23 protein-coding genes and 1 riboswitch are annotated in these 24204 nt (G+C 45.6%); of the genes, 9 read left to right on the top strand and 14 right to left on the bottom strand.

Annotated features, from left to right (window positions below; translation table 11 throughout):
* Position 1 precedes the first annotated feature (1 nt).
* From yidD to FLM53_RS08025, 6 genes are all read right to left on the bottom strand, one after another.
* Positions 2 to 259, bottom strand: a complete 258-nt coding sequence (gene yidD, locus FLM53_RS08000; RefSeq protein WP_004735802.1) for a membrane protein insertion efficiency factor YidD — start codon at positions 257 to 259, stop codon at positions 2 to 4.
* Positions 226 to 549, bottom strand: coding sequence for a ribonuclease P protein component (rnpA, locus tag FLM53_RS08005; RefSeq protein WP_017055478.1), 324 nt, complete (start codon positions 547 to 549; stop codon positions 226 to 228). The genes yidD and rnpA overlap by 34 nt, the downstream gene beginning before the upstream one ends.
* 45 nt (positions 550 to 594) lie before the next feature.
* A complete protein-coding gene (rpmH, locus tag FLM53_RS08010; protein WP_004735800.1) occupies positions 595 to 729 on the bottom strand; it encodes a 50S ribosomal protein L34 in 135 nt (44 codons plus the stop codon).
* A gap of 207 nt (positions 730 to 936) precedes the next feature.
* Positions 937 to 1674, bottom strand: a complete 738-nt coding sequence (locus FLM53_RS08015; RefSeq protein ID WP_176680654.1) for an amino acid ABC transporter ATP-binding protein — start codon at positions 1672 to 1674, stop codon at positions 937 to 939.
* The gene (locus FLM53_RS08020) at positions 1671 to 2342 is read right to left on the bottom strand and encodes an amino acid ABC transporter permease (RefSeq protein ID WP_017632660.1); all 672 of its coding nucleotides are present in this window, start codon (positions 2340 to 2342) and stop codon (positions 1671 to 1673) included. Before FLM53_RS08020 ends, FLM53_RS08015 begins: the two co-directional genes overlap by 4 nt.
* A 136-nt stretch (positions 2343 to 2478) precedes the next feature.
* The gene (locus FLM53_RS08025; protein ID WP_009848135.1) at positions 2479 to 3228 is read right to left on the bottom strand and encodes an amino acid ABC transporter substrate-binding protein; all 750 of its coding nucleotides are present in this window, start codon (positions 3226 to 3228) and stop codon (positions 2479 to 2481) included.
* Between the two features lie 310 nt (positions 3229 to 3538).
* Between FLM53_RS08025 and dnaA the strand changes: the two genes are divergently transcribed.
* The 4 genes from dnaA (at position 3539) to gyrB (ending at position 9738) form a co-directional block, all read left to right on the top strand.
* Entirely contained in the window at positions 3539 to 4960 is a 1422-nt protein-coding gene (dnaA, locus tag FLM53_RS08030) for a chromosomal replication initiator protein DnaA (protein ID WP_017632661.1), read from the top strand.
* Between the two features lie 80 nt (positions 4961 to 5040).
* Positions 5041 to 6141 (top strand): DNA polymerase III subunit beta, encoded by a 1101-nt coding sequence (dnaN, locus tag FLM53_RS08035; RefSeq protein WP_017632662.1) that lies wholly within the window; start codon positions 5041 to 5043, stop codon positions 6139 to 6141.
* A gap of 82 nt (positions 6142 to 6223) precedes the next feature.
* Positions 6224 to 7303 carry a DNA replication/repair protein RecF gene (recF, locus tag FLM53_RS08040; RefSeq protein WP_017632663.1) on the top strand — a complete coding sequence of 360 codons (1080 nt, stop codon included), beginning with the start codon at positions 6224 to 6226 and terminating at the stop codon, positions 7301 to 7303.
* A gap of 17 nt (positions 7304 to 7320) precedes the next feature.
* A complete protein-coding gene (gene gyrB, locus FLM53_RS08045) occupies positions 7321 to 9738 on the top strand; it encodes a DNA topoisomerase (ATP-hydrolyzing) subunit B (RefSeq protein ID WP_176680655.1) in 2418 nt (805 codons plus the stop codon).
* 60 nt (positions 9739 to 9798) lie between these two features.
* Here gyrB and FLM53_RS08050 read toward each other — a convergent pair whose 3' ends face one another.
* Positions 9799 to 10725, bottom strand: coding sequence for a patatin family protein (locus FLM53_RS08050; RefSeq protein WP_176680656.1), 927 nt, complete (start codon positions 10723 to 10725; stop codon positions 9799 to 9801).
* Between the two features lie 423 nt (positions 10726 to 11148).
* On the opposite strand from FLM53_RS08050, the gene FLM53_RS08055 reads away from it, so the two are divergent.
* Positions 11149 to 11583: an Hsp20 family protein gene (locus FLM53_RS08055; protein WP_048618373.1), complete on the top strand. Its 435-nt coding sequence runs from the start codon at positions 11149 to 11151 to the stop codon at positions 11581 to 11583.
* Positions 11584 to 11801: 218 nt separating this feature from the next.
* Here the strand turns inward: FLM53_RS08055 and FLM53_RS08060 are convergent, their stop codons facing one another.
* The 4 genes from FLM53_RS08060 to glyQ form a co-directional block, all read right to left on the bottom strand.
* Entirely contained in the window at positions 11802 to 13052 is a 1251-nt protein-coding gene (locus FLM53_RS08060; protein WP_176680657.1) for a valine--pyruvate transaminase, read from the bottom strand.
* A gap of 254 nt (positions 13053 to 13306) precedes the next feature.
* Positions 13307 to 15394, bottom strand: coding sequence for an alpha-amylase (locus tag FLM53_RS08065; protein ID WP_176680658.1), 2088 nt, complete (start codon positions 15392 to 15394; stop codon positions 13307 to 13309).
* A gap of 202 nt (positions 15395 to 15596) precedes the next feature.
* Positions 15597 to 17663, bottom strand: coding sequence for a glycine--tRNA ligase subunit beta (glyS, locus tag FLM53_RS08070; RefSeq protein WP_176680659.1), 2067 nt, complete (start codon positions 17661 to 17663; stop codon positions 15597 to 15599).
* Positions 17664 to 17665: 2 nt separating this feature from the next.
* Positions 17666 to 18580, bottom strand: a complete 915-nt coding sequence (gene glyQ / locus FLM53_RS08075) for a glycine--tRNA ligase subunit alpha (RefSeq protein ID WP_176680660.1) — start codon at positions 18578 to 18580, stop codon at positions 17666 to 17668.
* A gap of 210 nt (positions 18581 to 18790) precedes the next feature.
* Positions 18791 to 18966: riboswitch (yybP-ykoY riboswitch) on the top strand.
* Between the two features lie 34 nt (positions 18967 to 19000).
* On the opposite strand from glyQ, the gene FLM53_RS08080 reads away from it, so the two are divergent.
* Positions 19001 to 19555: a TMEM165/GDT1 family protein gene (locus FLM53_RS08080; protein WP_176680661.1), complete on the top strand. Its 555-nt coding sequence runs from the start codon at positions 19001 to 19003 to the stop codon at positions 19553 to 19555.
* A 151-nt stretch (positions 19556 to 19706) separates the two neighbouring features.
* The gene (locus tag FLM53_RS08085) at positions 19707 to 19961 is read left to right on the top strand and encodes a hypothetical protein (RefSeq protein WP_017632671.1); all 255 of its coding nucleotides are present in this window, start codon (positions 19707 to 19709) and stop codon (positions 19959 to 19961) included.
* 81 nt (positions 19962 to 20042) lie between these two features.
* On the opposite strand, the gene tusA is transcribed toward FLM53_RS08085, so the two are convergent.
* Positions 20043 to 20294: a sulfurtransferase TusA gene (gene tusA, locus FLM53_RS08090; protein ID WP_004736675.1), complete on the bottom strand. Its 252-nt coding sequence runs from the start codon at positions 20292 to 20294 to the stop codon at positions 20043 to 20045.
* Positions 20295 to 20443: 149 nt separating this feature from the next.
* Between tusA and FLM53_RS08095 the strand changes: the two genes are divergently transcribed.
* Both FLM53_RS08095 and FLM53_RS08100 read left to right on the top strand, forming a co-directional pair.
* Positions 20444 to 20629 (top strand): hypothetical protein, encoded by a 186-nt coding sequence (locus FLM53_RS08095; protein ID WP_004739241.1) that lies wholly within the window; start codon positions 20444 to 20446, stop codon positions 20627 to 20629.
* 156 nt (positions 20630 to 20785) lie between these two features.
* Positions 20786 to 21727 carry a LysR family transcriptional regulator gene (locus FLM53_RS08100; protein WP_176680662.1) on the top strand — a complete coding sequence of 314 codons (942 nt, stop codon included), beginning with the start codon at positions 20786 to 20788 and terminating at the stop codon, positions 21725 to 21727.
* Positions 21728 to 21811: 84 nt separating this feature from the next.
* On the opposite strand, the gene FLM53_RS08105 is transcribed toward FLM53_RS08100, so the two are convergent.
* Together FLM53_RS08105 and fadA are read right to left on the bottom strand one after the other, a co-directional pair.
* A complete protein-coding gene (locus FLM53_RS08105) occupies positions 21812 to 22792 on the bottom strand; it encodes an MDR family oxidoreductase (protein ID WP_176680663.1) in 981 nt (326 codons plus the stop codon).
* Positions 22793 to 23034: 242 nt separating this feature from the next.
* Positions 23035 to 24198, bottom strand: coding sequence for an acetyl-CoA C-acyltransferase FadA (gene fadA, locus FLM53_RS08110; protein ID WP_017632674.1), 1164 nt, complete (start codon positions 24196 to 24198; stop codon positions 23035 to 23037).
* Positions 24199 to 24204: the final 6 nt, after the last annotated feature.

Below are 24204 nucleotides of genomic sequence, written 5' to 3' on the forward strand. Positions count from 1 at the left end.
GTTATTTATCTCTGTCTTGTTTTTGGACTGGTGGAACGGGGTCAAAGCCCCCTTCGTTCAAAGGATGGCATTTTAATAGACGTTTGCCTGATAACCAACACCCTTTTACAAAACCGTGAGCTTTCAACGCTTCTATCGCATATAAAGAGCAGGTTGGAGTAAATCGGCAGCGTGGGCCGATGAGTGGACTAATAAACCATCTATAAAAATAGATGGGTATTAGCGCTATCCACGCGAAGGGCGAGACAGGCGAAGCCATAATTTGTCGAGTAGCTTGAACATTTCTTCATTGCTTAAATCTTGCGCGCTCTTCTTAGCGATTACAACAAAATCTTTGTTAGGAAGTTTGTGTTGAGTGTTACGAAAGCTTTCACGAGTAAGACGCTTGAATCGGTTACGACCAACTGCGGTTTTAATCTGCTTTTTCGGAACGGCTAATCCAAGGCGAGGATTTGAAAGAGAGTTATTTCGAGCAATGATGGTGAAATGAGGAGAGCCAGCTCGATGAGCTTGCTTGAAGACATTTTGATAATGTTCGGGAGTTAACAAGCGTAACTCCCGACCGAAGGCTAGCTTATTCAAAATAATCAAAGATTACTTAGAAAGACGCTTACGGCCTTTTGCACGACGTGCATTGATTGTTGCGCGACCGTTCTTAGTAGCCATGCGAGCACGGAAACCGTGAGTACGCTTACGCTTTAGAACTGTAGGTTGAAAAGTGCGTTTCATTTGTAATTACCTTACTGATCAGTAGTTTTAGGTTTTTGTTAAACCCGGCGTGGGCATTTTTTCTCTTCTTTATATAAGAAAGGAAAACCGACGCCTCTCAACAAAGAGGCGGAATTGTAATCACTGTCACAAAAAGTGTCAATGATTGGGTTAACTAAAATTCCGGTCGGGGGATTATACGTAGATTAACTAAAATCACAAGGATCCTTAGTCGATCCCAACCTTATTTAAGAATTTTTTTAATTTAGGATCCTGTGGATTACCAAAAATATCCTGTGGAGATCCCTGCTCGACAATATGACCGTCAGCCATGAAGATCACTCGGTCTGCGACCTCTCTAGCGAACTGCATTTCATGGGTAACCACCAGCATGGTTTGATGCTGATTTGCTAACTTTTTCATTAAGTTAAGCACTTCGCCAACCCACTCAGGATCAAGCGCTGAGGTCGGCTCATCAAACAACAAAAGCTCAGGTTGGAGTGCCATTGCACGGCCAATTCCAACGCGTTGTTGTTGACCACCTGAGAGTGCTGCTGGGTAGCTATCGGCTTTGTCACCTAAGCCAATGTCATCGAGTATTTGTTGTGCCTTTTCATGAGCTTGCTGTTTTTTCCAGCCACGAACGGTAATCAAACCTTCGGCAATATTCTGTCTCGCGGTTTGATGAGCGAATAGGGCATAGTTCTGGAACACAAAGCCGGTCTTACGACGCAGTGCAAGTACCTCTGCTTTGGTGTGTTTCTGAGCATCGACATTAATATCATCAATCGAAATGGTGCCTTGGTCGGCCTGCTCTAGAAAGTTCACACAACGCAGTAAGGTAGATTTACCTGTTCCACTTGAACCTATGATGACAATTATCTCACCTTGCTTGATTTCTAGGTCGATCCCTTTCAAAACTTCGGTGTCACCAAACTGCTTGTGGATATTTTGTAATTTGATCATCGTACATACGCCTTATTCAGTTTCACTTCGGCCCAAATTTGAATACGAGTGAGGATAACCACCACGCCCCAGTAAATCAGCGCGACTGCTAAGAAAGCCTCGAAGAAGCGGAAACTTGAAGAAGCCTCCATCTGAGCTTTAGCCATGATTTCGGCTACACCTAGGGTGAATGCAAGCGAAGTCGACTTAATCATGTCGATAAAGTAGTTCATCAGTGATGGCAGTGCCACGCGGGTGGCTTGTGGCAAGATCACTCTGCGCATCGCTTGGCTGGTTGTCATACCTACCGAAAGGCTGGCTTCCATCTGGCTGCGATCAATACCAATAATCGCTGCACGAATACTTTCTGCCATGTACGCGGCAAAGTGCAAGGTTAAACCAATCACAGCGGCGCTGAAGGCATCTAAGCCAACCATCCACGGGAATACTTGTGGTAAGCCGTAATAAAGGAGGAATAGCTGTACCAGCAGTGGCGTACCTCGAAAGAAGCTAATATACAATTGGCTTAGCTGGTCGAGTACTGGGATTTTGAATACACGAATGTTCGCCAGTATCAGAGACAAGATCAGAGCAAAGAACAAGCCCCAGATCGCCATCTCCATGGTGGTGCCCAGATACTTCAGCAGTATCGGCAACAGCTCTAGCATGTAATTAAAGTCAAATCCCATAATCTATCTCGTATTTTTATTGGAAGTGTTGTTATCTTTCGAAGTACGGTTATATCAGGCTTTTTAATCGGTGACACAAAAGCAAAAAGCCCACCGCTGTGTAAAGCAGTGGGCCTTCAATGGAGAAAGTGAGTAATTACTTCTGAGTAATGTCCGCACCAAACCATTTCTGAGAGATACTTTCTAGCGTACCATCTGCGCGCATTGCTGCTAATGCTTCATTTACTTCTGCTTGCAGTTTTTTACCGTTGTCGTTGTCAACGAAAGGCCAAGCGTTTTCAATTGTTTCGAATGGCTGACCTGCTAGTTGTAATGGTAGACCAGTCTTCTTGATAAGCTCTAGTGCTGATAGGCGATCCATTACGAATGCATCTGCACGGCCTAGTGCTACATCATGTTCAATACCTGTATCGTAGGTCTTCACATTGATCTTGCCGTCTTTGTCGTAGCTGCGAAGCAGTTGTTCAAAGTTTGAACCCAGGTTTACCGCAACTGTCTTGCCATCTAGGTCTTCGATGCCTTTGATGCTGTCATTACCTTTACGAACGGTAATCTGTGCGCCGTCTACTACGTATGGGTCTGCGAATAGGTATTTCGCTTTACGTGCATCCGTCATTGTAATTTGGTTTGAAATGGTATCGATTCGACCCGTTTCAAGAAGACCGAACAGACCAGAGAAGTTTGCCGTTACGTATTCAACCTTGTAGTCGTTACGCTTACCGATCTCATCCCATAAATCCACTTCAAAACCTTGCAGTTGGTCTTGTTTAACGAAAGTAAACGGGAAGTAGCGACCAGACATGCCGACTTTAACTTCAGTCGCGGCTTGAACAGTAGCAGCAGAGAGTGCGATAGCCGCAATTGCAGCCTTAATCCAGTTATTCATTTGGTAACTCCTTATATTTATGGGATTGGATGTTACTGGGAAAATGCACAATAGAATAAATAACCAGATGTTATTAACCATAACCAGATCGCATTCCTGATTTGGGGATAACTAGCAAGGATCCGGGCATAAGTGGATCGTTATGTGAGTAAATTAGGGGCAAGATGTGTGGATCCACCGATTAATTACAAATTTATTGTGAATAACTTGGATCTTATTCACTGGATCTGTGATCAATTGCTGGTGATCTGACTTATCAACAGGTAAAATTAGCAGTCATTTCATATTACTTAAATAGAGTGGGGGCACCGTGTCATCTTCGCTTTGGTTGCAGTGTTTGCAACAGCTTCAAGAAGAGTTACCAGCTACAGAATTCAGTATGTGGGTTCGTCCGTTACAAGCGGAGCTCAATGACAATACTCTAACTCTATTTGCTCCGAACCGATTCGTACTCGATTGGGTTCGTGATAAGTACTTAAATAGCATCAACCGCTTGCTGCAAGAATATTGCGGTAATGATATCCCGCATTTGCATTTTGAAGTGGGAAGCAAGCGTGTGGTTGCACCAAAGCCAGCGACACCAGCACCGACTCGTACACGTACGGCAGCCGATGTGGCCGCTGAGTCATCTGCTCCTGCACAATTACAAGCTCGTAAGCCTGTTCACAACACGTGGCGTGATGAAGAGCCTGTAGCCGTGGACATTAACCACCGTTCAAACGTCAACCCTAAGCACAAGTTCAATAACTTTGTTGAGGGTAAGTCGAACCAACTGGGTTTGGCTGCTGCACGTCAGGTGGCGGATAACCCAGGCGCGGCGTACAACCCTCTATTTCTATACGGTGGCACCGGTCTAGGTAAAACTCACTTGTTGCACGCCGTAGGTAACGCCATTGTTGATGGCAAGCCAAATGCGAAAGTGGTGTACATGCACTCTGAGCGTTTTGTTCAGGATATGGTAAAGGCACTGCAAAACAACGCGATCGAAGAATTCAAACGCTACTACCGTAGTGTCGATGCATTGCTTATCGATGACATCCAATTCTTCGCTAATAAAGAGCGTTCTCAAGAAGAGTTCTTCCATACCTTTAATGCGCTGCTTGAAGGCAACCAACAGATCATCCTAACTTCTGACCGTTATCCAAAAGAGATCAACGGCGTAGAAGATCGTCTTAAGTCTCGCTTCGGTTGGGGTTTGACGGTAGCGATTGAGCCACCAGAGCTTGAGACGCGTGTTGCGATCTTAATGAAGAAAGCAGAAGACCACCAAATTCACCTTGCGGATGAAGTGGCGTTCTTTATTGCTAAGCGACTACGATCTAACGTTCGTGAGCTTGAAGGCGCATTGAACCGTGTGATTGCGAATGCAAACTTCACAGGTCGCCCGATCACGATCGATTTCGTACGTGAAGCACTGCGTGACCTTCTTGCACTGCAAGAGAAGCTGGTCACCATTGATAACATTCAAAAGACAGTTGCTGAGTACTACAAAATCAAAGTAGCCGATCTCCTGTCTAAACGTCGTTCTCGTTCTGTTGCTCGTCCACGTCAATTGGCGATGGCACTGGCGAAAGAGCTGACTAACCACAGCTTGCCTGAGATTGGTGATGCATTCGGTGGTCGTGACCATACGACCGTACTGCACGCTTGTCGTAAGATTGCGCAGCTGCGTGAAGAGAGCCACGACATTAAAGAAGATTATTCGAACTTGATTCGTACCCTTTCTTCTTAATACACAGTATTCTTAACCTTAATAAGCAGAATCTTGGCCATGCATTATGATGCGTGCCATTTAGACCGTAAGAGCAAGATATGAAATTTACCATTGAACGTAGTCATCTGATTAAGCCATTACAACAAGTGTCTGGCGCGCTAGGTGGCAGGCCAACGCTTCCAATTCTAGGAAACCTACTGATTAAAGTAGAAGATAACGTGTTGTCGATGACAGCAACGGATCTAGAAGTTGAACTGATCAGCCGTGTAACGCTTGAAGGTGATTTTGAAGCGGGCAGCATCACGGTGCCTTCTCGTAAATTCCTAGATATCTGTCGTGGTTTACCTGATAGCTCAGTGATCACTGTGGTATTGGATGGCGACCGTGTTCAAGTTCGCTCTGGTCGTAGCCGTTTCTCATTGGCAACCTTGCCTGCGGCAGATTTCCCAAATATTGAAGACTGGAGCAGTGAAGTTGAAGTGTCTGTGACACAAGCTGAGCTACGCGGTCTTATTGAAAAAACTCAATTCTCTATGGCGAACCAAGACGTTCGTTACTACCTCAACGGTATGTTGTTTGAGATTGAAGGCTCTATCCTGCGCAGCGTAGCGACTGATGGTCACCGTATGGCGGTATCTCAAGCACAGCTAGGTGCGGATTTTGCTCAAAAGCAGATCATTGTTCCTCGTAAGGGTGTTCAGGAGCTAGTGAAGCTATTAGATGCACCAGAACAGCCAGTAACGCTGCAAATTGGTAACTCAAACGTACGTGCAGAAGTGAACAACTATGTCTTCACTTCTAAGCTAGTTGATGGTCGTTTCCCTGATTATCGCCGCGTAATGCCGCAAAACACCACTAAAACGCTAGAAGCGGGTTGTGACGAATTACGCTCTGCGTTCTCTCGCGCTGCGATTCTTTCGAATGAAAAATTCCGTGGTGTTCGCGTTAACCTTGCAGATAGCGAGATGCGTATTACCGCGAACAACCCAGAACAAGAAGAAGCGGAAGAGATGCTAGACGTTACCTTCGACGGTGATGCATTAGAGATTGGCTTCAACGTAAGCTACGTATTGGATGTTCTGAATACACTGCGTTGCGAACAAGTTCGTATCTCAATGTCAGACGCGAATGCGAGTGCTTTGATTGAAAACGCACAAGATGACAGCGCAATGTACGTTGTTATGCCAATTCGCTTATAAGCGTTGTTTGTGAATCAACCATGTTTACTGATCAACAACGTTTACCTACCGAGTCGTGATTGAAGATTAATATGAAGACGTTATGCCTTTATCGCGCTTAATCGTTAAGCAGTTTAGAAATATTGAAGCCTGTGACATTCAACCGTCATCAGGCTTTAACTTTCTTATAGGGGCTAACGGAAGCGGCAAAACCAGTGTCCTTGAAGCGGTGTATCTGCTCGGACACGGCCGTTCATTCAAGAGCTCGCTCACCGGTCGTATCATACAAAACGAGTGTAGTGAGCTGTTTGTACATGGCCGTTTTATGACCTCGGATCAATTTGAGCTGCCAATTGGCATTAATAAGCAGCGCGATGGCACGACAGAGGTTAAAATAAGCGGTCAAACTGGGCAAAAGTTGGCTCAGTTAGCTCAAGTCTTACCTTTGCAGTTGATTCACCCGGAAGGGTTTGATTTACTGACAGATGGACCTAAGCATCGCCGAGCATTCATTGATTGGGGAGTCTTCCACAGTGAGTCGGGTTTTTATGATGCTTGGGGTAGGGTAAAGCGCCTCAATAAACAGCGAAACGCATTATTGAAAACGGCAACCCACTATCGAGAGCTGAGCTATTGGGATCAAGAACTGGCCCGTTTAGCTGAAAGCATCAGTCAGTGGCGTGCCACCTACGTTGATCAGCTTAAAGAAGTCGCCGAAGAAATCTGCGCGACCTTCCTACCTGAGTTTGAGATAAAGATTAACTACTATCGCGGCTGGGATAAAGACACCCCATACGCCGAGATATTAGAAAAGAATTTTGAAAGGGATCAGCAGCTTGGTTACACCTTTAGTGGGCCAAATAAAGCTGATCTAAAGATAAAAGTGAATGGCACTCCTGTGGAAGATGTCTTGTCACGAGGTCAATTGAAGTTGATGGTGTGTGCATTGCGAGTAGCACAAGGGCAACACCTCACTCAAATGACAGGAAAGCAGTGTATCTATTTAATAGATGACTTCGCTTCCGAATTAGATAGCCAACGCCGCGCACGTCTTGCTGAGTGTTTAAAGGCGACCGAGGCTCAAGTTTTTGTAAGCTCTATTACCGCTGATCAGATTGCAGATATGCATGATGAAAATAGCAGGATGTTTCATGTGGAACATGGCAAAATAGAGCAAGGATAATTAGTCAGAGAGTAACTATGTCAGATAATTACGATTCATCGAGTATTAAAGTACTGAAGGGTCTGGATGCGGTTCGTAAGCGTCCTGGAATGTACATTGGCGACACGGATGATGGTACCGGTCTGCACCACATGGTCTTCGAGGTAGTAGATAACTCTATTGATGAAGCACTTGCTGGTCACTGTAATGACATCATTGTTACTATCCATGAAGACAATTCAGTATCGGTACGCGATGACGGCCGTGGTATTCCAACTGAACTACACCCAGAAGAGCAAGTGTCTGCTGCTGAAGTAATCATGACGGTTCTTCACGCTGGTGGTAAGTTCGATGATAACTCATACAAGGTATCAGGTGGCTTGCACGGTGTTGGTGTTTCAGTAGTAAACGCACTGTCTAAGCAGGTTACTCTTACTATCCACCGCGGTGGTAAAATCCATACTCAAACGTATCACCACGGTGAGCCGCAAGCTCCTCTTGCTGCTATCGGCGATACAGACAAAACGGGTACAGAGATTCGTTTCTGGCCAAGTGAAGATACATTCTCTAATGTACTTTTCCACTACGATATTCTTGCTAAGCGTCTACGTGAACTGTCGTTCCTAAACTCAGGCGTATCTATCAAGCTAATTGATGAGCGTGAAGAAGATAAATCGGATCACTTCATGTTTGAAGGTGGTATTCAGGCGTTCGTTGATCACCTAAACACCAATAAGACACCGATCATCCAAAAAATCTTCCACTTCGACCACGAACGTGAAGATGGCATCACTGTAGAAGTCGCGATGCAGTGGAATGATGGTTACCAAGAAAACATCTACTGTTTCACAAACAACATTCCTCAACGTGATGGTGGTACTCACCTTGCTGGTTTCCGTGCTGCGCTTACGCGTACTTTGAACAGCTTCATGGATAAGGAAGGCTTCTCTAAGAAAGCGAAGACTGCGACTTCAGGTGATGATGCTCGTGAAGGTCTAACCGCTGTAATCTCAGTGAAAGTGCCTGATCCTAAGTTCTCAAGCCAAACTAAAGACAAGCTGGTTTCTTCTGAAGTGAAGTCTGCGGTTGAGCAAGCGATGGGTGAAAAACTGTCTGAGTTCCTAATTGAGAACCCGGGCGAAGCTAAGATTGTTTGTTCTAAGATTATCGATGCAGCACGTGCTCGTGATGCAGCTCGTAAGGCGCGCGAAATGACTCGTCGTAAAGGCGCTTTAGACCTAGCTGGCCTACCTGGTAAGCTTGCTGACTGTCAGGAAAAAGATCCTGCACTGTCTGAACTATACATTGTGGAAGGGGACTCTGCTGGCGGATCAGCTAAGCAGGGGCGTAACCGTAAGAACCAAGCGATTCTTCCACTTAAAGGTAAGATTCTAAACGTAGAGAAAGCACGTTTCGACAAGATGCTTTCTTCACAAGAAGTTGCAACGTTAATCACAGCTCTTGGTTGTGGTATCGGCCGCGACGAATACAACCCAGACAAACTGCGTTACCACAACATCATCATCATGACCGATGCCGATGTCGATGGTTCGCACATTCGTACGCTACTGTTGACCTTCTTCTACCGTCAAATGCCAGAGCTAATCGAACGTGGTTACATCTACATCGCTCAGCCACCACTTTACAAAGTGAAGAAAGGTAAGCAAGAGCAGTACATCAAAGATGAAGATGCAATGAACCAGTACCAAGTATCATTGGCACTAGACAACGCAGCTCTACACGTTAACCCTGATGCACCAGCATTGGCAGGTGAAGCGCTAGAGAAGCTTGTTCAGCAATACAACTCTGGTATCAAACTGGTTGAGCGCATGAGCCGCCGTTACCCACATGCACTGATGCATGAAATGATCTACATGCCTCGTCTAACTGCAGAGCAGTGTCACGATGAGTCAGCAGTAGAAACTTGGGGTAAGCAGCTGGTTGAGCAACTAAACGCGAAAGAGGTTGGTGCAAGCCAGTACTCTCTAGAAGTTGAAAAACATGAAGAGCTAGGTCTAAGCCTACCTAAGATTGTGGTTCGTACTCACGGTGTGACACACGAACATGCGCTAAGCATTGAGCTATTCAACTCGAAAGAATACGGCAAGCTAGCAAGCCTATCAGAAGCACTAGACGGTCTTATCGAAGAAGGCGCTTACATCAAACGTGGTGAGCGTACTCAAGCAGTAACGAACTTCGTTGAAGCTCTGAACTGGTTGGTTAAAGAGTCTCGTCGTGGTCTAAGCCTACAACGATACAAAGGTCTAGGTGAGATGAACCCAGATCAGCTTTGGGAAACTACAATGGATCCTGAAACTCGTCGCATGATGCAAGTAACGATCGAAGATGCGGTTGGCGCTGACCAACTGTTCACCACGCTAATGGGTGACCAAGTTGAGCCTCGTCGTAACTTCATCGAAGAGAACGCACTTAAAGTAGCTAACCTTGATGTATAGATCTCTTTAGTAATAAAGAAACTTAAGATTATAAAAGCACTGCCAACTGGCGGTGCTTTTTTATGTCTGTTCAATATGACGGCCTGTCGTGGCGAGGAAGTACTTTCCGGATAAAAGTCCTACTTCGTAGTCATGTTCAAGTGCATGTTTAGGACTTCCGAGTAATGTTGAGTGCAGCGCTTTGTTTGGATGAATCTCATAAATGGTTGCGCCTTCAGGAGGGTTACTCAAAAAGTCTTGAGTCGCACGGTAATGTGCTTCGTGCTTGATTAACAGATCAATCATCGCTTTGGCTTTTGTTTTCCCTAATAACTTACTGTATTTGCACATCCAGCGGTGATCAAAAGACGTTGAAATGGGTACAGTTCGAATCACGACTATATGTTTATAGCCCCGGTTATAGGCTTCTTGCGCGGGTATTGGGGCGGCAATACTGCCATCAAGCCACTCTTCATCATTCGCTTGAATTGCCTTTGGGCTGATAAAAGGAATGGCACATGAGGCTTTGAGTGCGTCCTGCCAAGCGTGTGAGTCTAAGTCAAAATAGGTTGGCTCGTGATGAGTTGCGTGGGATGCACAGGCAAGCACCTTACAATTCTTCATATTGTCATGACCTAACTGCCAGTTGAGCGGTAAGCTTGTTTCGGTTTGCTCAAGCAACCAATCAAGGTCTAGTCCTTTCTTTTTCAGTAAAAACTTATAAGTATCGAAGAACTTAGGGCTGACTGTTGCTTCTGTGATGACGCGATACGCATGTCGATGTTGACCACATATATAGGATGCTAGATTTAGAGAGCCCGCTGATGTACCAATCATCAGTGAAAACGGATTAAAGCTTTGCTCGAGAAAGGCATCTAATACGCCCGCTGTAAAAATGCCACGTTGGCCGCCACCTTCTGTTACCAGAGCCACTTTATCGATGTGGATATCGAGGTGTGCTAAGGCATCGTAAGAGTGAAGTGCGTAAGATATATGTGTAGAAGGCATTAGGATTACCACCAAAAACGATAAAAAAGGACTCAACTCGATTAGGGTATGACCAATGGTGGTTAATTAAAATTAAGTAATATTTATGTAGCGTTTGGTTTTTCTTAACCAAAAAATTGAAGATCGCCGCTTGAAAAGCACTTTGTGGCACCATATATCTATTTATGAAGAGGATGACTGTCTTGCTCTACAAGAGAAGAAACGGAACCTTCATTACCGCTGACGAAGTATCGCTCAACAGAGGATAACTTTAGCAGCACACAACTTAAAAATTGATTCATTGTCATGTCCCAGTGTTGTCGCCAATAGAGGTGAAACCCGAGGAATGCGAATTGAATCTCTTAGCTGTTTACTGGATCACACATAGGTTCGATCTAAGTAAAATTCACGGCTAAGACTATTGCTTACTAAAAGGATAGCATTATGAGAACTGTAGATTTCACTCCACTTTACCGCAACGCAATCGGCTTCGATCGTCTATTCAACATGATGGAAGCGAACACATCGAAGAACTCTTCTGGCGGTTACCCTCCATACAATATCGAGCAAAAAGACGAGAACAACTACCGTATTACTATGGCAGTTGCTGGTTTTTCCGATGACCAATTAGACCTGACTCAGAAAGAGAACATGCTAATAGTTAAAGGTGAGCGTAAAGCTGAAGCAGAGAAAACCTTCGTATACCAAGGTATTGCAGAGCGTGATTTCGAGCGTAAATTCCAACTGGCAGACTACGTAAAAGTGGTAGGTGCAAGCATGGAAAATGGTCTTCTTCATATTGACCTAGAACGCGAAATCCCAGAAGCGATGCAACCACGTAAGATTGCTATCAACGGTAATAGCCTACTAGAAGGTTAATACCCGTCATACTTGAAGCTACAGCGTTGTTGACGTCGTAAATTCCCCCTAATCACATAGGTTCCCTATGCTCATAGGGCTGAATTTTCTAGTCGCCTAGCTGAACCCCCAATTATTTAGGGTATTCAAGTGACAAAAACTATCGGGAAGTAAAAGTGAAAGAGCACCTAATAAGGTGCTCTTTTTGTATTTGGTCTACGGTAAGTTAAAAGCTCTGATTACTGCTCTGAGTATGCCTTTTTCACTTCTTCAGCAATAATTTTAATGCCTTTCTGCATCGCTTCATCATCTTGTACGTAGTTCATACGTAAGCACTGGTGAGCATGATCCCACTCATCTTCTTGGCCGATAAAGAAGTATTCACCTGGAACAATCAATACGCCGCGAGCTTTCAAGCGGTCATACAGTTCCATTGTCGTGATAGGCAGTTCATCAAACCATAACCACAAGAAGATAGCGCCTTCAGGTTTGTGAATGCGAAAACGTGGATCGTCGATAGCGTCTTGCAGCAGTTCAACAGCGCGCAAAGACTTCTCTTTATAGAAAGGCTTAATCACTTCGCTGCTTAAACGTAATAGATCACCGTTCTCAATCATGTGGTTGGCAATAGCAGGGCCCACACTGCTTGGCGCTAAGCTGATAATGCCATTCATGTTAGTCAGTGCTTGTGTTACTTCTTCGCTCGCAATCACGATACCGCAGCGTACACCTGGCAAACCAAGCTTAGACAGGCTCATGCACAGAATCGTATTTTCATTCCAGAACGGTTCTACATCTTCAAAGATGATGTTTGGAAATGGTAGGCCGTAAGCGTTATCGATCAGTAGCGGGATGTTATTTTCACGTGCGAGTTTATCCAACTTACGTACTTCCTCATCTGTCAGTACGTTACCGGTTGGGTTGGTTGGACGAGATGCACAGATAGCGGCCACAGAGTCATCAACCTTGAGTTGTTCAAAATCGACATGATATTTGAACTGACGGTTTTCAAGCAATTCTATCTCTGGGTGGTAAGAGATAAAGATGTCGTCATCAATCCCTGCATCACCGTAGCCGATGTATTCAGGAGCGATCGGCAGCAAGATTTTCTTGTGTGAACCGTCTGGTTGTTGACCCGCTAATAGGTTGAATAGGTAAAAGAAGCCGCTCTGACTGCCATTAGTCAGGCTGATGTTTTTTTCGCTGATGTCCCAGCCATAAGTCTCTTTTAGCATCGCAGCTAATGACTTAATGAAGCTGTCTTTACCCTGCGGACCGTCGTAGTTGGCGAGGGCGGCGATGAGTTCTCCACTGGCGAGCATGTCGGCACTGGCTTGGTTAAAGTAATCGAGCATGGCTGGGATAGCGGCTGGGTTACCACCACCGAGCATGATAGCGCCTGGAGTGCGCAGACCATCATTCAAATCATCCATTAAACGAGTGATTCCAGAGTATCGATTAAACTTTTCACCAAACTTAGAGAACTGCATTACTTATTTTACCTAATTCATTGTGATTGCTTGTTATGTGTCAGTAAGGCAGACCTTATACCTGCCATCAGTGTATTCCTTGAACATACCGCAATGTTTTTGCGACGCATAGCGCCAAATGCTCTAACACGAAAAAAACTTCTATAAAGTTTGGCTAATGAGTGACAGCTTGCTTATTGAACGCGCTTTTAGTGATCAAAAAAGGGAAGCCGAAGCTTCCCTTTAAATTTATGTCGTTTGATAACCGTGCGTGTTTACTTTGAACCGGTATAAACAACCAACACCTTGTCATCTTGGTATTGGCGTTCGAAGGCGTAGTAGCCCTTGCTGTTGCGGATGATGTGCTTACCTTGCGCGACGGCTGGGTGGCGTTGGCGGAATTGACCAAGCGCTTGCCAGTGTTCTAGCAATTCTGCACGTTCGCCGATGATTTGATCCCAAGGCATGTCTGAGCGAGTACCTTGCATTGGGTCGGAGCCTGTTGGGCCAAAGTCACGGGCGATTTCATCGCCGTAATAGATCTGTACTGCACCCGGAGCAAGCATTAATGCATTCGCGGCTTTGGTTTGTTTAGCAAAGTCACTGCCGTGCTGTGTCCAGAATAGTGAGGTATCGTGAGACGATAGGTAACTCAACACGTTGAACTCGCTGTCAGTGTTGATCTTCTCTGCGTAGCGGAGGTAATCAGCATCGAGATCGGATAGACACTTAAGCGCCTTTGGTGCGATATCGCTCTGGAATTCAAAGTTGATGATCGAATCAAAACCGTTAGCGAAGTAATCTGATTTCACCACGCTATGGGCCCACACTTCGCCTGTCATCCAGAAGGGTAAGTCATCCAAGGCTTTGTCTGGGTTGTTCTGCTTCCACTCAGCAAGAGCTTGGTTAGTGCTCTCTTTAAGCTCTGCCCAAGCTTCCAGTTCAACGTGCTTAGCGGTATCTACCCTAAAGCCATCCACACCGTATTCGCGCACCCAGTCAGACAACCAAGTGATCAGATGTTCACGAGGCGTTTTAAGTTCATCAGTCGCGCTGGTGGACTTATTGCGATAGAAGTTCGGTAGCCCAGTGGTTTCTGTCGATTCTGTTTTGAAATCGGGCAGATGCGCTAAAGACATGGTGAGGTTGTTGTAACCCGGAGAGTCATAAGCACCGATATCGCTGCGCAGCCATGCCTTGCCCCACCATTTCTCCCACGCTTCTTTATCGCTGTATGAAATGTAGTTATTGAAGTAGTGCCAGTTCTGACCTTTAGCGGGTTGCCAGTCAGTCCAGTTTTCGCCAAGTGTTTTTGTTGCTTCTTCATCGGTGAGGTTGAGCTTACCAAAGTAGAACTCTTGCATATCAGCAAGTGTGGCGTAACCAGTGTGGTTCATTACCACGTCCCAGACGACACGAATACCTTTGCTATGCGCGGTATCTATGAAGGTTTTCAGTTCGTCTTCTGTACCCATGTTGTCATCAAGCTTAGTCCAATCTTGGTGGTAGTAACCATGGTAGCCATAGTGTTTGAAATCACCGCGATCACCTCCGCCAACCCAGCCGTGGATCTGTTCTAACGGAGACGTTATCCAGATGGCGTTAGCACCGAGCGATTCAATGTAGTCGAGCTTTTCGGTTAAGCCTGCTAAGTCACCACCGTGAAAGGTGCCGATTTCATCTTGTCCGTCTTGGCTGCGACCGTAACTGTTGTCGTTGTCAGGGTTACCGTTATGGAAGCGGTCGGTCATTACGAAGTAAACCGTGGCGTTATCCCAACTAAATTCAGCTTTGGTTTTGGGTTCCACTTTTTCTAGCAACAAGACACCTTGGCTATTTTCTGCTGGCTGCATGGTGACGCTGCCATTAGTTACTGTGACTTGTTTGCCTGAAAGAGCGTCTCTAACCACGGTGCCATCATCAAAGGTTTGAGCAACGTCGATGATGGTTGGTTCGTCATTAGGAACCGGACAAGCAAAGCTTTGTACTTGTTGTTGCTTCGGTTTTATCTGAACGGTCAGCTCATTGGTTTGTGGGTTGAGCGTAAACTGATAGGTGTTAGCGCGAAAGACCTTGATATCTAATTCAGACTTATCGGCGCAGTCGTCTAGGCGAAGGGGTTTATTGAATTTGATGCGGTTTTCTTCAGCCAGCGCATAGTTGGTACCACAGGTATTTTGAGTATCGCTGATAGAGAAGGTATAGCTACCTTTAGCGAGTTCCTGTTCAGCAATAACAGTGCCTTTTCCTGTCGATTCAAATACGACAGTGTTGTTATCGATCGTCAGCAATAAGCTGTCATCACTGGTTTGGCTGCATGCGCTGAGTGCGAGTATTGAAAGCGCGAGTACTGTTTTTTTCATTGTTCCCTTCCCCTGAATAAACAGGTCAGTTATAGCAAACAATGCCCTCTACAGTCTGAGCGCTGATTCATTCAGATAGTCAATAACACCTCTACAAACAAATGCTTGGTTCACAAAAACAAAAAGGGAAGCTTTCGCTTCCCTTTGGGTGTTTACCTTTGGTTGCTCAGAGTATGACTTAGAGCAACTGTCTCACTCGTGCTTATTTTTGCAGTAGAGAGATGTCAGCAATCTGTAGGAACAGGTTACGTAGGTTGTTCAGTAGCGTTAGACGGTTCTTCTTAAGCGCTTCGTCATCAGCCATAACCATTACGTTATCGAAGAATGCATCAACCGGTTCACGCAGGTCAGCAAGCTTGCTTAGGGCTTCTTGGTAGTTGCCTGTTGCGAATGCTGGTTCTAGTGCTTCCGTCATTACTTCAACGTTTTCAGCCAGTGCTTTCTCTGCGTCTTCTTGAAGAAGCGTTAGGTCGATTTCAGCTGGTAGCTCGCCATCGAACTTCGCAAGGATGTTACCTACACGCTTGTTCGCTGCTGCTAGTGCTTCTGCTGATTCCAGTTCACGGAAGTGAGAAACCGCTTTAACACGTTGGTCAAAGTCAGCTGGCTTAGTTGGACGACGTGCTAGTACTGCTTGGATGATATCAACGCTGAAGCCAGCATCTTGGTACCATGCGCGGAAACGACCTAGCATGAAGTCGATAACGTCAGCTTCTACGTTTTCGTTGGTTAGCTTGTCGCCTAGTAGCTCTTTCGCTTTACCGATCAGATCCGTTAGGTCTAGGTTGTAGCCGTTTTCAACGATGATACGCAGCACACCTAGTGATGCACGACGTAGAGCAAATGGGTCAGAACCTTTTGGTGCTTGGCCAATACCGAAGATACCTACGATAGTGTCTAGCTTGTCTGCCATTGCAACTGCAGAAGAGATACCCGTGCTTGGTAGGTCGTCACCAGCGAAACGAGGCATGTACTGCTCGTAAAGTGCCAGTGCAACTTGCTCGTCTTCACCATCGTGAGTCGCGTAGTGCATGCCCATTACACCTTGTGTATCCGTGAATTCGAATACCATAGATGTCATAAGGTCACACTTAGCCAGTAGGCCTGCGCGCTTAGATTTCTCAACATCTGCATCGATTTGCTCAGCGATGTAGCCAGCAAGTTCTGTGATGCGGTCTGTTTTGTCTTTGATAGTACCAAGCTGCTTCTGGAAGATAGCTTGGTCTAGCTCAGGAAGACGGTCGATCAGCGGACGCTTACGGTCTGTGTTGAAGAAGAACTCAGCATCAGCAAGACGTGGACGTACAACTTTCTCGTTACCTTCGATAACGTGACGAGGCTCTTTAGACTCGATGTTTGATACGAAGATAAAGTTCGGTAGTAGCTTCTTGTTTTCATCGTAAACAGGGAAGTATTTTTGGTCACCTTTCATGGTGTAAACCAAAGCTTCAGAAGGTACTTTTAGGAACTCTTCTTCAAACTTCGCTGTAAGTACTACTGGCCATTCAACCAGAGACGTTACTTCTTCAACAAGGTCATCTTCTAGGTCAGCTTTACCGCCAACTGCTGCTGCCGCTTTTTGAGAGTCAGCAAGGATGATTGCTTTACGTGCTTCGTAATCCGCCATTACTTTACCGCGCTCTTCTAGGATCGCAGGGTATTGGTCAGCAGAATCGATTGTGAACTCTTGTTCGCCCATGAAACGGTGGCCACGGATAGTGCGGGCAGATGCTACACCTAGGATTTCGCCTTCAACAAGCTCATCACCTAGTAGTACTGTCAGTGTTTTTACTGGACGGATAAATTGAATGTCTGAGTTACCCCAGCGCATTGCTTTAGGAATTGGCAGACCAGCTAGTGCTTTCGCAGCGATGTCCATCACCAATTCTTGAACAGGTTTGCCAGCTACTTCTTGTTTGAAAAGAAGCCACTCGCCTTTGTCTGTTTTCAGACGGTCAGCTTGCTCAACAGTAATACCGTTACCGCGAGCCCAACCTTGTGCTGCTTTAGTCGCGTTGCCTTCTGCATCGAATGCTACAGAAACAGCAGGACCACGTTTTTCAACGACTTTGTCCGCTTGGCCTTCAGCCAGTGCTGTTACTTTAAGTGCTAGACGACGAGGTGCTGCGTACCACTTGATGCCTTCGTGAGAAAGCTCAGCCGTTTTAAGACCTGCTTCAAAGTTAGAAGCAAATGCTTCTGCTAGAGAACGAAGTGCTGTTGGTGGAAGCTCTTCCGTACCCAGTTCAATTAGAAAATTCTTCGCCATGATTATTTGTCCTTCTTACACATTGGGAAGCCAAGCGCTTCACGTGACGCGTAGTACGCCTCAGCAACTGATTTAGTCAGGTTGCGGATACGAAGGATGTAACGTTGACGCTCTGTTACAGAGATAGCTTTGCGCGCATCAAGGATGTTGAATGCGTGGCCTGCTTTTAGAATGCGCTCGTAAGCTGGAAGCGGAAGTGGCTTCTCAAGCTCAAGTAGCTCTTTACACTCTTTTTCGCATTGATCGAAGAAAGCGAATAGGAAATCTACGTCTGCGTGTTCGAAGTTGTACGTTGATTGCTCAACTTCGTTTTGGTGGAATATGTCACCGTAAGTCACGTTAGAACCGTCTGGTCCTACGTTCCATACTAGGTCGTAAACAGAATCTACTTCCTGAATGTACATTGCTAGACGCTCGATACCGTAAGTGATCTCGCCCGTTACTGGCTTACACTCAAGGCCGCCAACCTGTTGGAAGTAAGTAAACTGAGTTACTTCCATGCCGTTTAGCCATACTTCCCAACCAAGGCCCCATGCGCCTAGTGTTGGGTTTTCCCAGTTATCTTCAACGAAGCGAATATCGTGAACAAGTGGGTCAACACCAAGAACCTCTAGTGAGCCTAGGTACAACTCTTGGATATTGTCTGGCGATGGTTTTAGCGCTACTTGGAATTGGTAGTAGTGCTGAAGACGGTTAGGGTTTTCACCGTAACGGCCATCAGTAGGACGACGTGAAGGTTGTACGTAAGCTGTAGACATTGGCTCTGGGCCAAGTGCTCGTAGACATGTCATTGGGTGAGAGGTGCCTGCACCTACTTCCATATCTAGAGGTTGAACAATGGTACAACCGTTTTGAGCCCAGTAATCCTGCAGCGCGAGGATCATTCCCTGGAAGGTTTTGATATCGTATTTTTGCATAGTCAGGTTCGCGCGATTCTTTTAAATGAATGAGAAAAATAACCTCTGAGTATACCGAGATATTCGTAAAGCGAGTAGGGGTAATCTTGTTTAATTAGTGGTCTAAAATGTCGTTTAGTGGATTTTTTTGCCTTTAATGTTTGTTTTTCGGCACAAGTGGATATTTTGATAAGTTTGACACTTGTGTTTGACTACGTGGGTGATTAGAATCTCGCGGTCTTTGGGGAGTAGCTTACTTATTCATATCCTATTGAATGAGTTCGTTCGTCAACATAATTGATGCAAAATCATCATGGCGTTCGAGGCAACCACCACCTTGGTGGCGCTTAGCAAGACCTTAGACAAGCATCGTGAACCGGGATGGGGCGCGAGGTTTGTCTTTGGTTAAATATAATAATCTCCATCCCAAATGAGCATGTCGTGAGCGTTTTAGCTATTTCAATTACAACTGTGGCCCTTGCCGAGATCGGTGATAAAACCCAGTTGCTGTCCCTTTTGTTAGCCAGTCGATATCGAAAACCGATACCGATCATTGCTGCTATTTTCTTTGCCACTATCGCCAATCATGCCCTCGCTGCATGGCTCGGTGTGGTGATCGCAGATTACCTGTCGCCAGAAGTTTTAAAGTGGGTGCTGGTGGTCAGCTTCATTGCGATGGCAGGCTGGATTTTGATTCCCGATAAGTTAGACGATGATGAACAGATCTCGAACCGAGGCCCATTTGTTGCCAGTTTTATCGCTTTCTTTATTGCTGAGATTGGTGATAAAACCCAGATAGCGACCTCCATTCTCGGGGCTCAATACGCGGATGCATTAACCTGGGTAATTCTGGGTACGACCATCGGTATGTTATTGGCGAATGTGCCAGTAGTGATCATCGGTAAGTTGTCGGCAGATAAGATGCCGCTTGACCTGATTCGTAAGATCACGGCCTTGTTATTCGTCGGTTTGGCTATTGCTGCGGCGTTCTATTAATCGGTGACGTTGAGGCTAATTATACTCAACCAGTGGAGTAATGTGTTGTAGGTCATACTCTTACAGTATTGTGGGGTTTATCGAGCGAACGGACATATAACTGTCATACTTGTCATGATATTTTAATCTTGTGAGTTAAGAACACGAGGGCATGATTATGTTGACGCGTTATATGGGTATTACTCCACAAAGCCAAAGCTATCTATTTACCTTTGGTTTGGCTCTTACATTACTAGGCATGGTGTTGACGGACATGTGGCTACCAATGGTGGCCGGTGCGATGATCATGACTGCACTTGCAGTCGAGGCCTGGATTCGGGTGTCGCATATTATTCCTATGCGAAAAGACATTCGATCGCTTCAACATCAGCTTGAGCATCTGCAAAACAGATCGAGAAACGAATAAACAAAAAGCCGCTCGTACTCTGAGTTCTGCAAAGAACATAAGGTACGAGCGGCTTTTTTGACGCTTGATTCTAGGTGGGGCTTACGCCTCCAATCCCTTTCTGATCAAATACTGGTACGGCAAAGTTTCTGTCGCTTGGCCCACCAACTGGTGATCCATGAATCGACAAAAGCTCGGGATATCTCGAGTTGTCGAAGGATCGTCAGCTTTTACCAGTAACACATCGCCATCCTGCATGTTTCTAATTGTCTTCCTGACCATCATTACTGGTTCTGGGCAACGCAGGCCTTCAGCTTCTAAAGTATGGGTTGCCAGTTCAGGTTTGAATGTCATGGTTTGTATCTCTATATCTATCTAACGAGTGAATAATACGTCTGCAGAAAAAATATGCAATAAGTGCTTGGCAAACAGAATCATTTCCTATAACTTAGTTAACAAGTTGATAACAACTTGAAACAAAGGCAACTAGCTAAGGAGTGGCGATGTTGACAGGATTAGATAGATTAACAATTTATTCGGTTCTCTGTTTTATTTCTTTTTGTGCGTTAGTACTACGCTCATCTACAGAGACCTCACTGATGCCTATTTTTGGCATAGTAGCAACGATTATTGGTATTTGGGTTGAGATGCGCCGTTGGCAAGGTGTAGCCGAAGAGCAAGAGCATTAACCCGAGTACAACAAGCAAATTCCGATACGACAACATTCCGACACTATCCCCAAATTTTCTTGGGCTTCCCCGCGTAATTGCGGGATTTTTTTTATCTAAAGCATGCTATAAACAACTTAGTGACTAATGATCATTGTATACAGCTAGGTAAGTGGCGTGGAATTAGAAGACATCTATCGTAGAGACCTGAATTTATTGGTCGCTTTAAAGGTATTGATTGAAGAGGGCAGCGTTAGTCAGGCTGCGATTCGTCTTAATTTAAGTCAGTCGGCAACCAGTCGAGTATTAGGGCGCTTAAGAGAGTTACTCAACGACCCCTTGTTTACGCGTCAAGGTCAGCATCTCATCCCCACCAAAAAAGCACTTGAGATCAGCCAGCGCATTGATCAGCCTTTAGAATCATTTCGTCAGTTACTTAGCCCTAGTGATTTCGATCCTTACTATTGCAGTGAGCGCTTTTTGATTGCGACCACTGACTACGCAATGCAAACCATCTTACCTTATGCACTGCCGAAGATTTATGAGCAAGCTCCGAACATCTCTTTGGAGTTTGCACCGCTGCAGCATGAACATTTGTTTAAGCAGCTCAGTACCGAGCGTGTTGATATGGCGATTTGCCGCCCAAGTGGTAGCGTCGCACCACTACATCAAGAAGTGCTGGGGCCGGTGGGTGTGTCGTGTTTGTTATCTAAGAATCATCCTTTGGCTGACAGTTCGCTGAGCCTTGAGGATTATGTCTCTTTGCCTCATGCGATGATCGCGATCAGTGATGGTGTAAAGGCCTTATTGGACAACGCCTTAGCCAATCAGCAACCTCGAAAAATGGTATTGCGCGCGTACCACCTTGAAGCCGCATTGGCGATCGTCGATAGAATGCCACTCGTGATTACTGTGCCTGCCGATCTGGCTTACTTGGTTGCAGAGCGTTACGACTTAGTCGTTAAGCCGCTGCCATTCGAGTTTATGCCATTTGATTACTCGCTGATCTGGCACTCCCGTTGTGATTCTTCTGCCTCACAACAGTGGCTAAGAAGAGTGGTAAAAGAGGAGTGTGGTGAGCTGATTCAAAAACGGATTGCGGATGTTGGCTTGGGGTAGGTTTTATATTGAATAGCAAACAGAAAAGGGCTGATAATGATCAGCCCTTTTGTTTTTTGCGTGTTGCTTTTAGAGTGCTAGCTATTACAGCTTAATAACTACACGACCAGTGATTTGACCGTTAGTGATGTCTTCTGCCGCTTGAATAGCACCATCTAGAGACACTTCTTTGGTAGCTTGAGCGTAGAAAGACTCTGGTAATAGTTCAGCCAGTTGTTCCCACGCTTTAATACGTTTTTCACGAGGGCACATTACTGAGTCCACACCTTGTAGGCGAACGTTACGCAGAATGAATGGCATTACCGTTGTTGGTAAGTCAAAGCCGCCAGCTAGACCACACATTGCTACCGCACCGTTGTAATCAATTTGCGCCAATACTTTAGCAAGTACTTTGCTGCCAACCGTATCGATAGCACCAGCCCACAGTTGTTTCTCTAGTGGTTTTGCTGGTTCTTCTAGTTCTGCACGCTCAACAATGCGTGTAGCGCCTAGTGATTTTAGAAGCTCACCATTTTCTGAAGCTCGTCCAGTAACCGCTGCTACTTTGTAACCCAGTTGGTTCAATAGAGTGATAGACACGCTGCCTACACCGCCACTTGCGCCTGTTACTAGGATTTCACCGTCTTCCGGTTTGATGCCTGAATCGACGATAGCTTGCACACAAAGCATCGCGGTGAAGCCAGCTGTACCAATCGCCATTACTTTCTTAGCGTCAAGACCTGCAGGCATTGGCACTAACCAGTCACCGTTTAGGCTTGCTTTCTCAGACATGCCGCCCCAGTGACCTTCACCAACACCCCAGCCAGTTAGAACCACTTCGTCGCCCGCCTTGTATCTTGGGTCATCAGATTGTGAAACCACACCAGAAAGGTCGATACCAGGAACCATAGGGAAGTTGCGAACAATGCGCCCTTTACCTGTAATCGCCAAACCATCTTTGTAGTTCAAAGAAGAGTAGCTCACATCGATCTTCACGTTACCTTCTGGTAATTGTGACTCTTCAATTTGAGAAACTGATGCGATAGTTTTTTTGTCTTCTTGGTTTAGTACAAGTGCTTTAAACATGATCTGCTCCGTAGGAGGAATATTAGGAAACTGAAGTAACTTTAGTTGAATCATCCGAGAAAAAATAATGAAACATCAACATTGAATCTATGCATTCTATGCATACACGTCGTTGGGTGCTTTTCTCTGATTAGGCTTGCTGAACGAATCTGTACATGACTTGATAGCCAGATATAAAAAGCGCAGCTATATAAAGATAGCTGCACATAAGATTACCCGACAAGTTTTACAACCAAAGAGGGCTAAGGGCGTTCAAATACCGTTGCAATACCTTGGCCTAAACCAATACACATGGTTGCTAAGCCGTATTTCACGTCTTGTGCTTCCATTAGGTTGATTAGGGTTGTCGAGATACGAGAACCAGAACAACCCAGTGGGTGACCCAGTGCAATTGCACCGCCATTAAGGTTCACTTTTTCGTCAACCACATCCAGTAGACCTAGGTCTTTAGCACATGGTAGAGATTGAGCAGCGAACGCTTCGTTTAGCTCAACTACACCCATGTCTTCAATCGTTAAACCAGCACGCTTAAGTGCTTTCTTGGTTGCTGGAACTGGGCCATAACCCATGATTGAAGGATCGCAGCCAGCAATAGCCATAGATTTCACTCGAGCACGAATCTTAAGGCCAAGCGCATTAGCTTTCTCTTCACTCATGATCAGCATTGCCGATGCACCATCAGACAGAGCTGATGACGTGCCTGCTGTTACCGTGCCGTTGGCTGGGTCAAATACAGGACGTAGCTGAGATAGGCCTTCGACCGTGGTTTCTGGGCGAATCACTTCATCGTAATCTAGGGTAAACAGTGAACCGTCTGCAGCGTGACCTTCTGTCGGTAGAATTTCGTTTTTGAAACGACCTTCAACCGTCGCGGCTTGTGCTCGAGCATGTGAACGAGCTGCGAATGCATCTTGGTCTTCACGGCTAATACCATGCAGTTTGCCAAGCATTTCTGCGGTTAGGCCCATCATGCCTGCGGCTTTTGCTACGTTCTTTGACATGCCAGGGTGGAAATCAACACCGTGTGTCATTGGTACGTGACCCATGTGTTCCACACCACCGATTAGGCAGATTTCTGCATCACCGACCATGATTGAGCGAGTTGCATCATGCAGAGCCTGCATAGATGAACCACATAAACGGTTGACCGTTACAGCACCAATTTCAATCGGTAAGCCAGCTAATAGAGCGGCGTTACGTGCAACGTTGAAGCCTTGCTCTAGCGTTTGTTGTACACAACCCCAGTAGATATCTTCAATCTCTGAAGGATTAACTTCTGGATTACGCTCTAAAATGCCTTTCATCAAATGTGCAGACAGATCTTCAGCACGAGTGTGACGGTAAGCTCCACCTTTGGAACGTCCCATTGGGGTGCGAAGGCAATCAACAACAACTACATTATTCATTTTGCT

This window comes from Vibrio sp. Scap24 (assembly GCF_013394185.1).
Taxonomy (GTDB): domain Bacteria; phylum Pseudomonadota; class Gammaproteobacteria; order Enterobacterales; family Vibrionaceae; genus Vibrio; species Vibrio pomeroyi.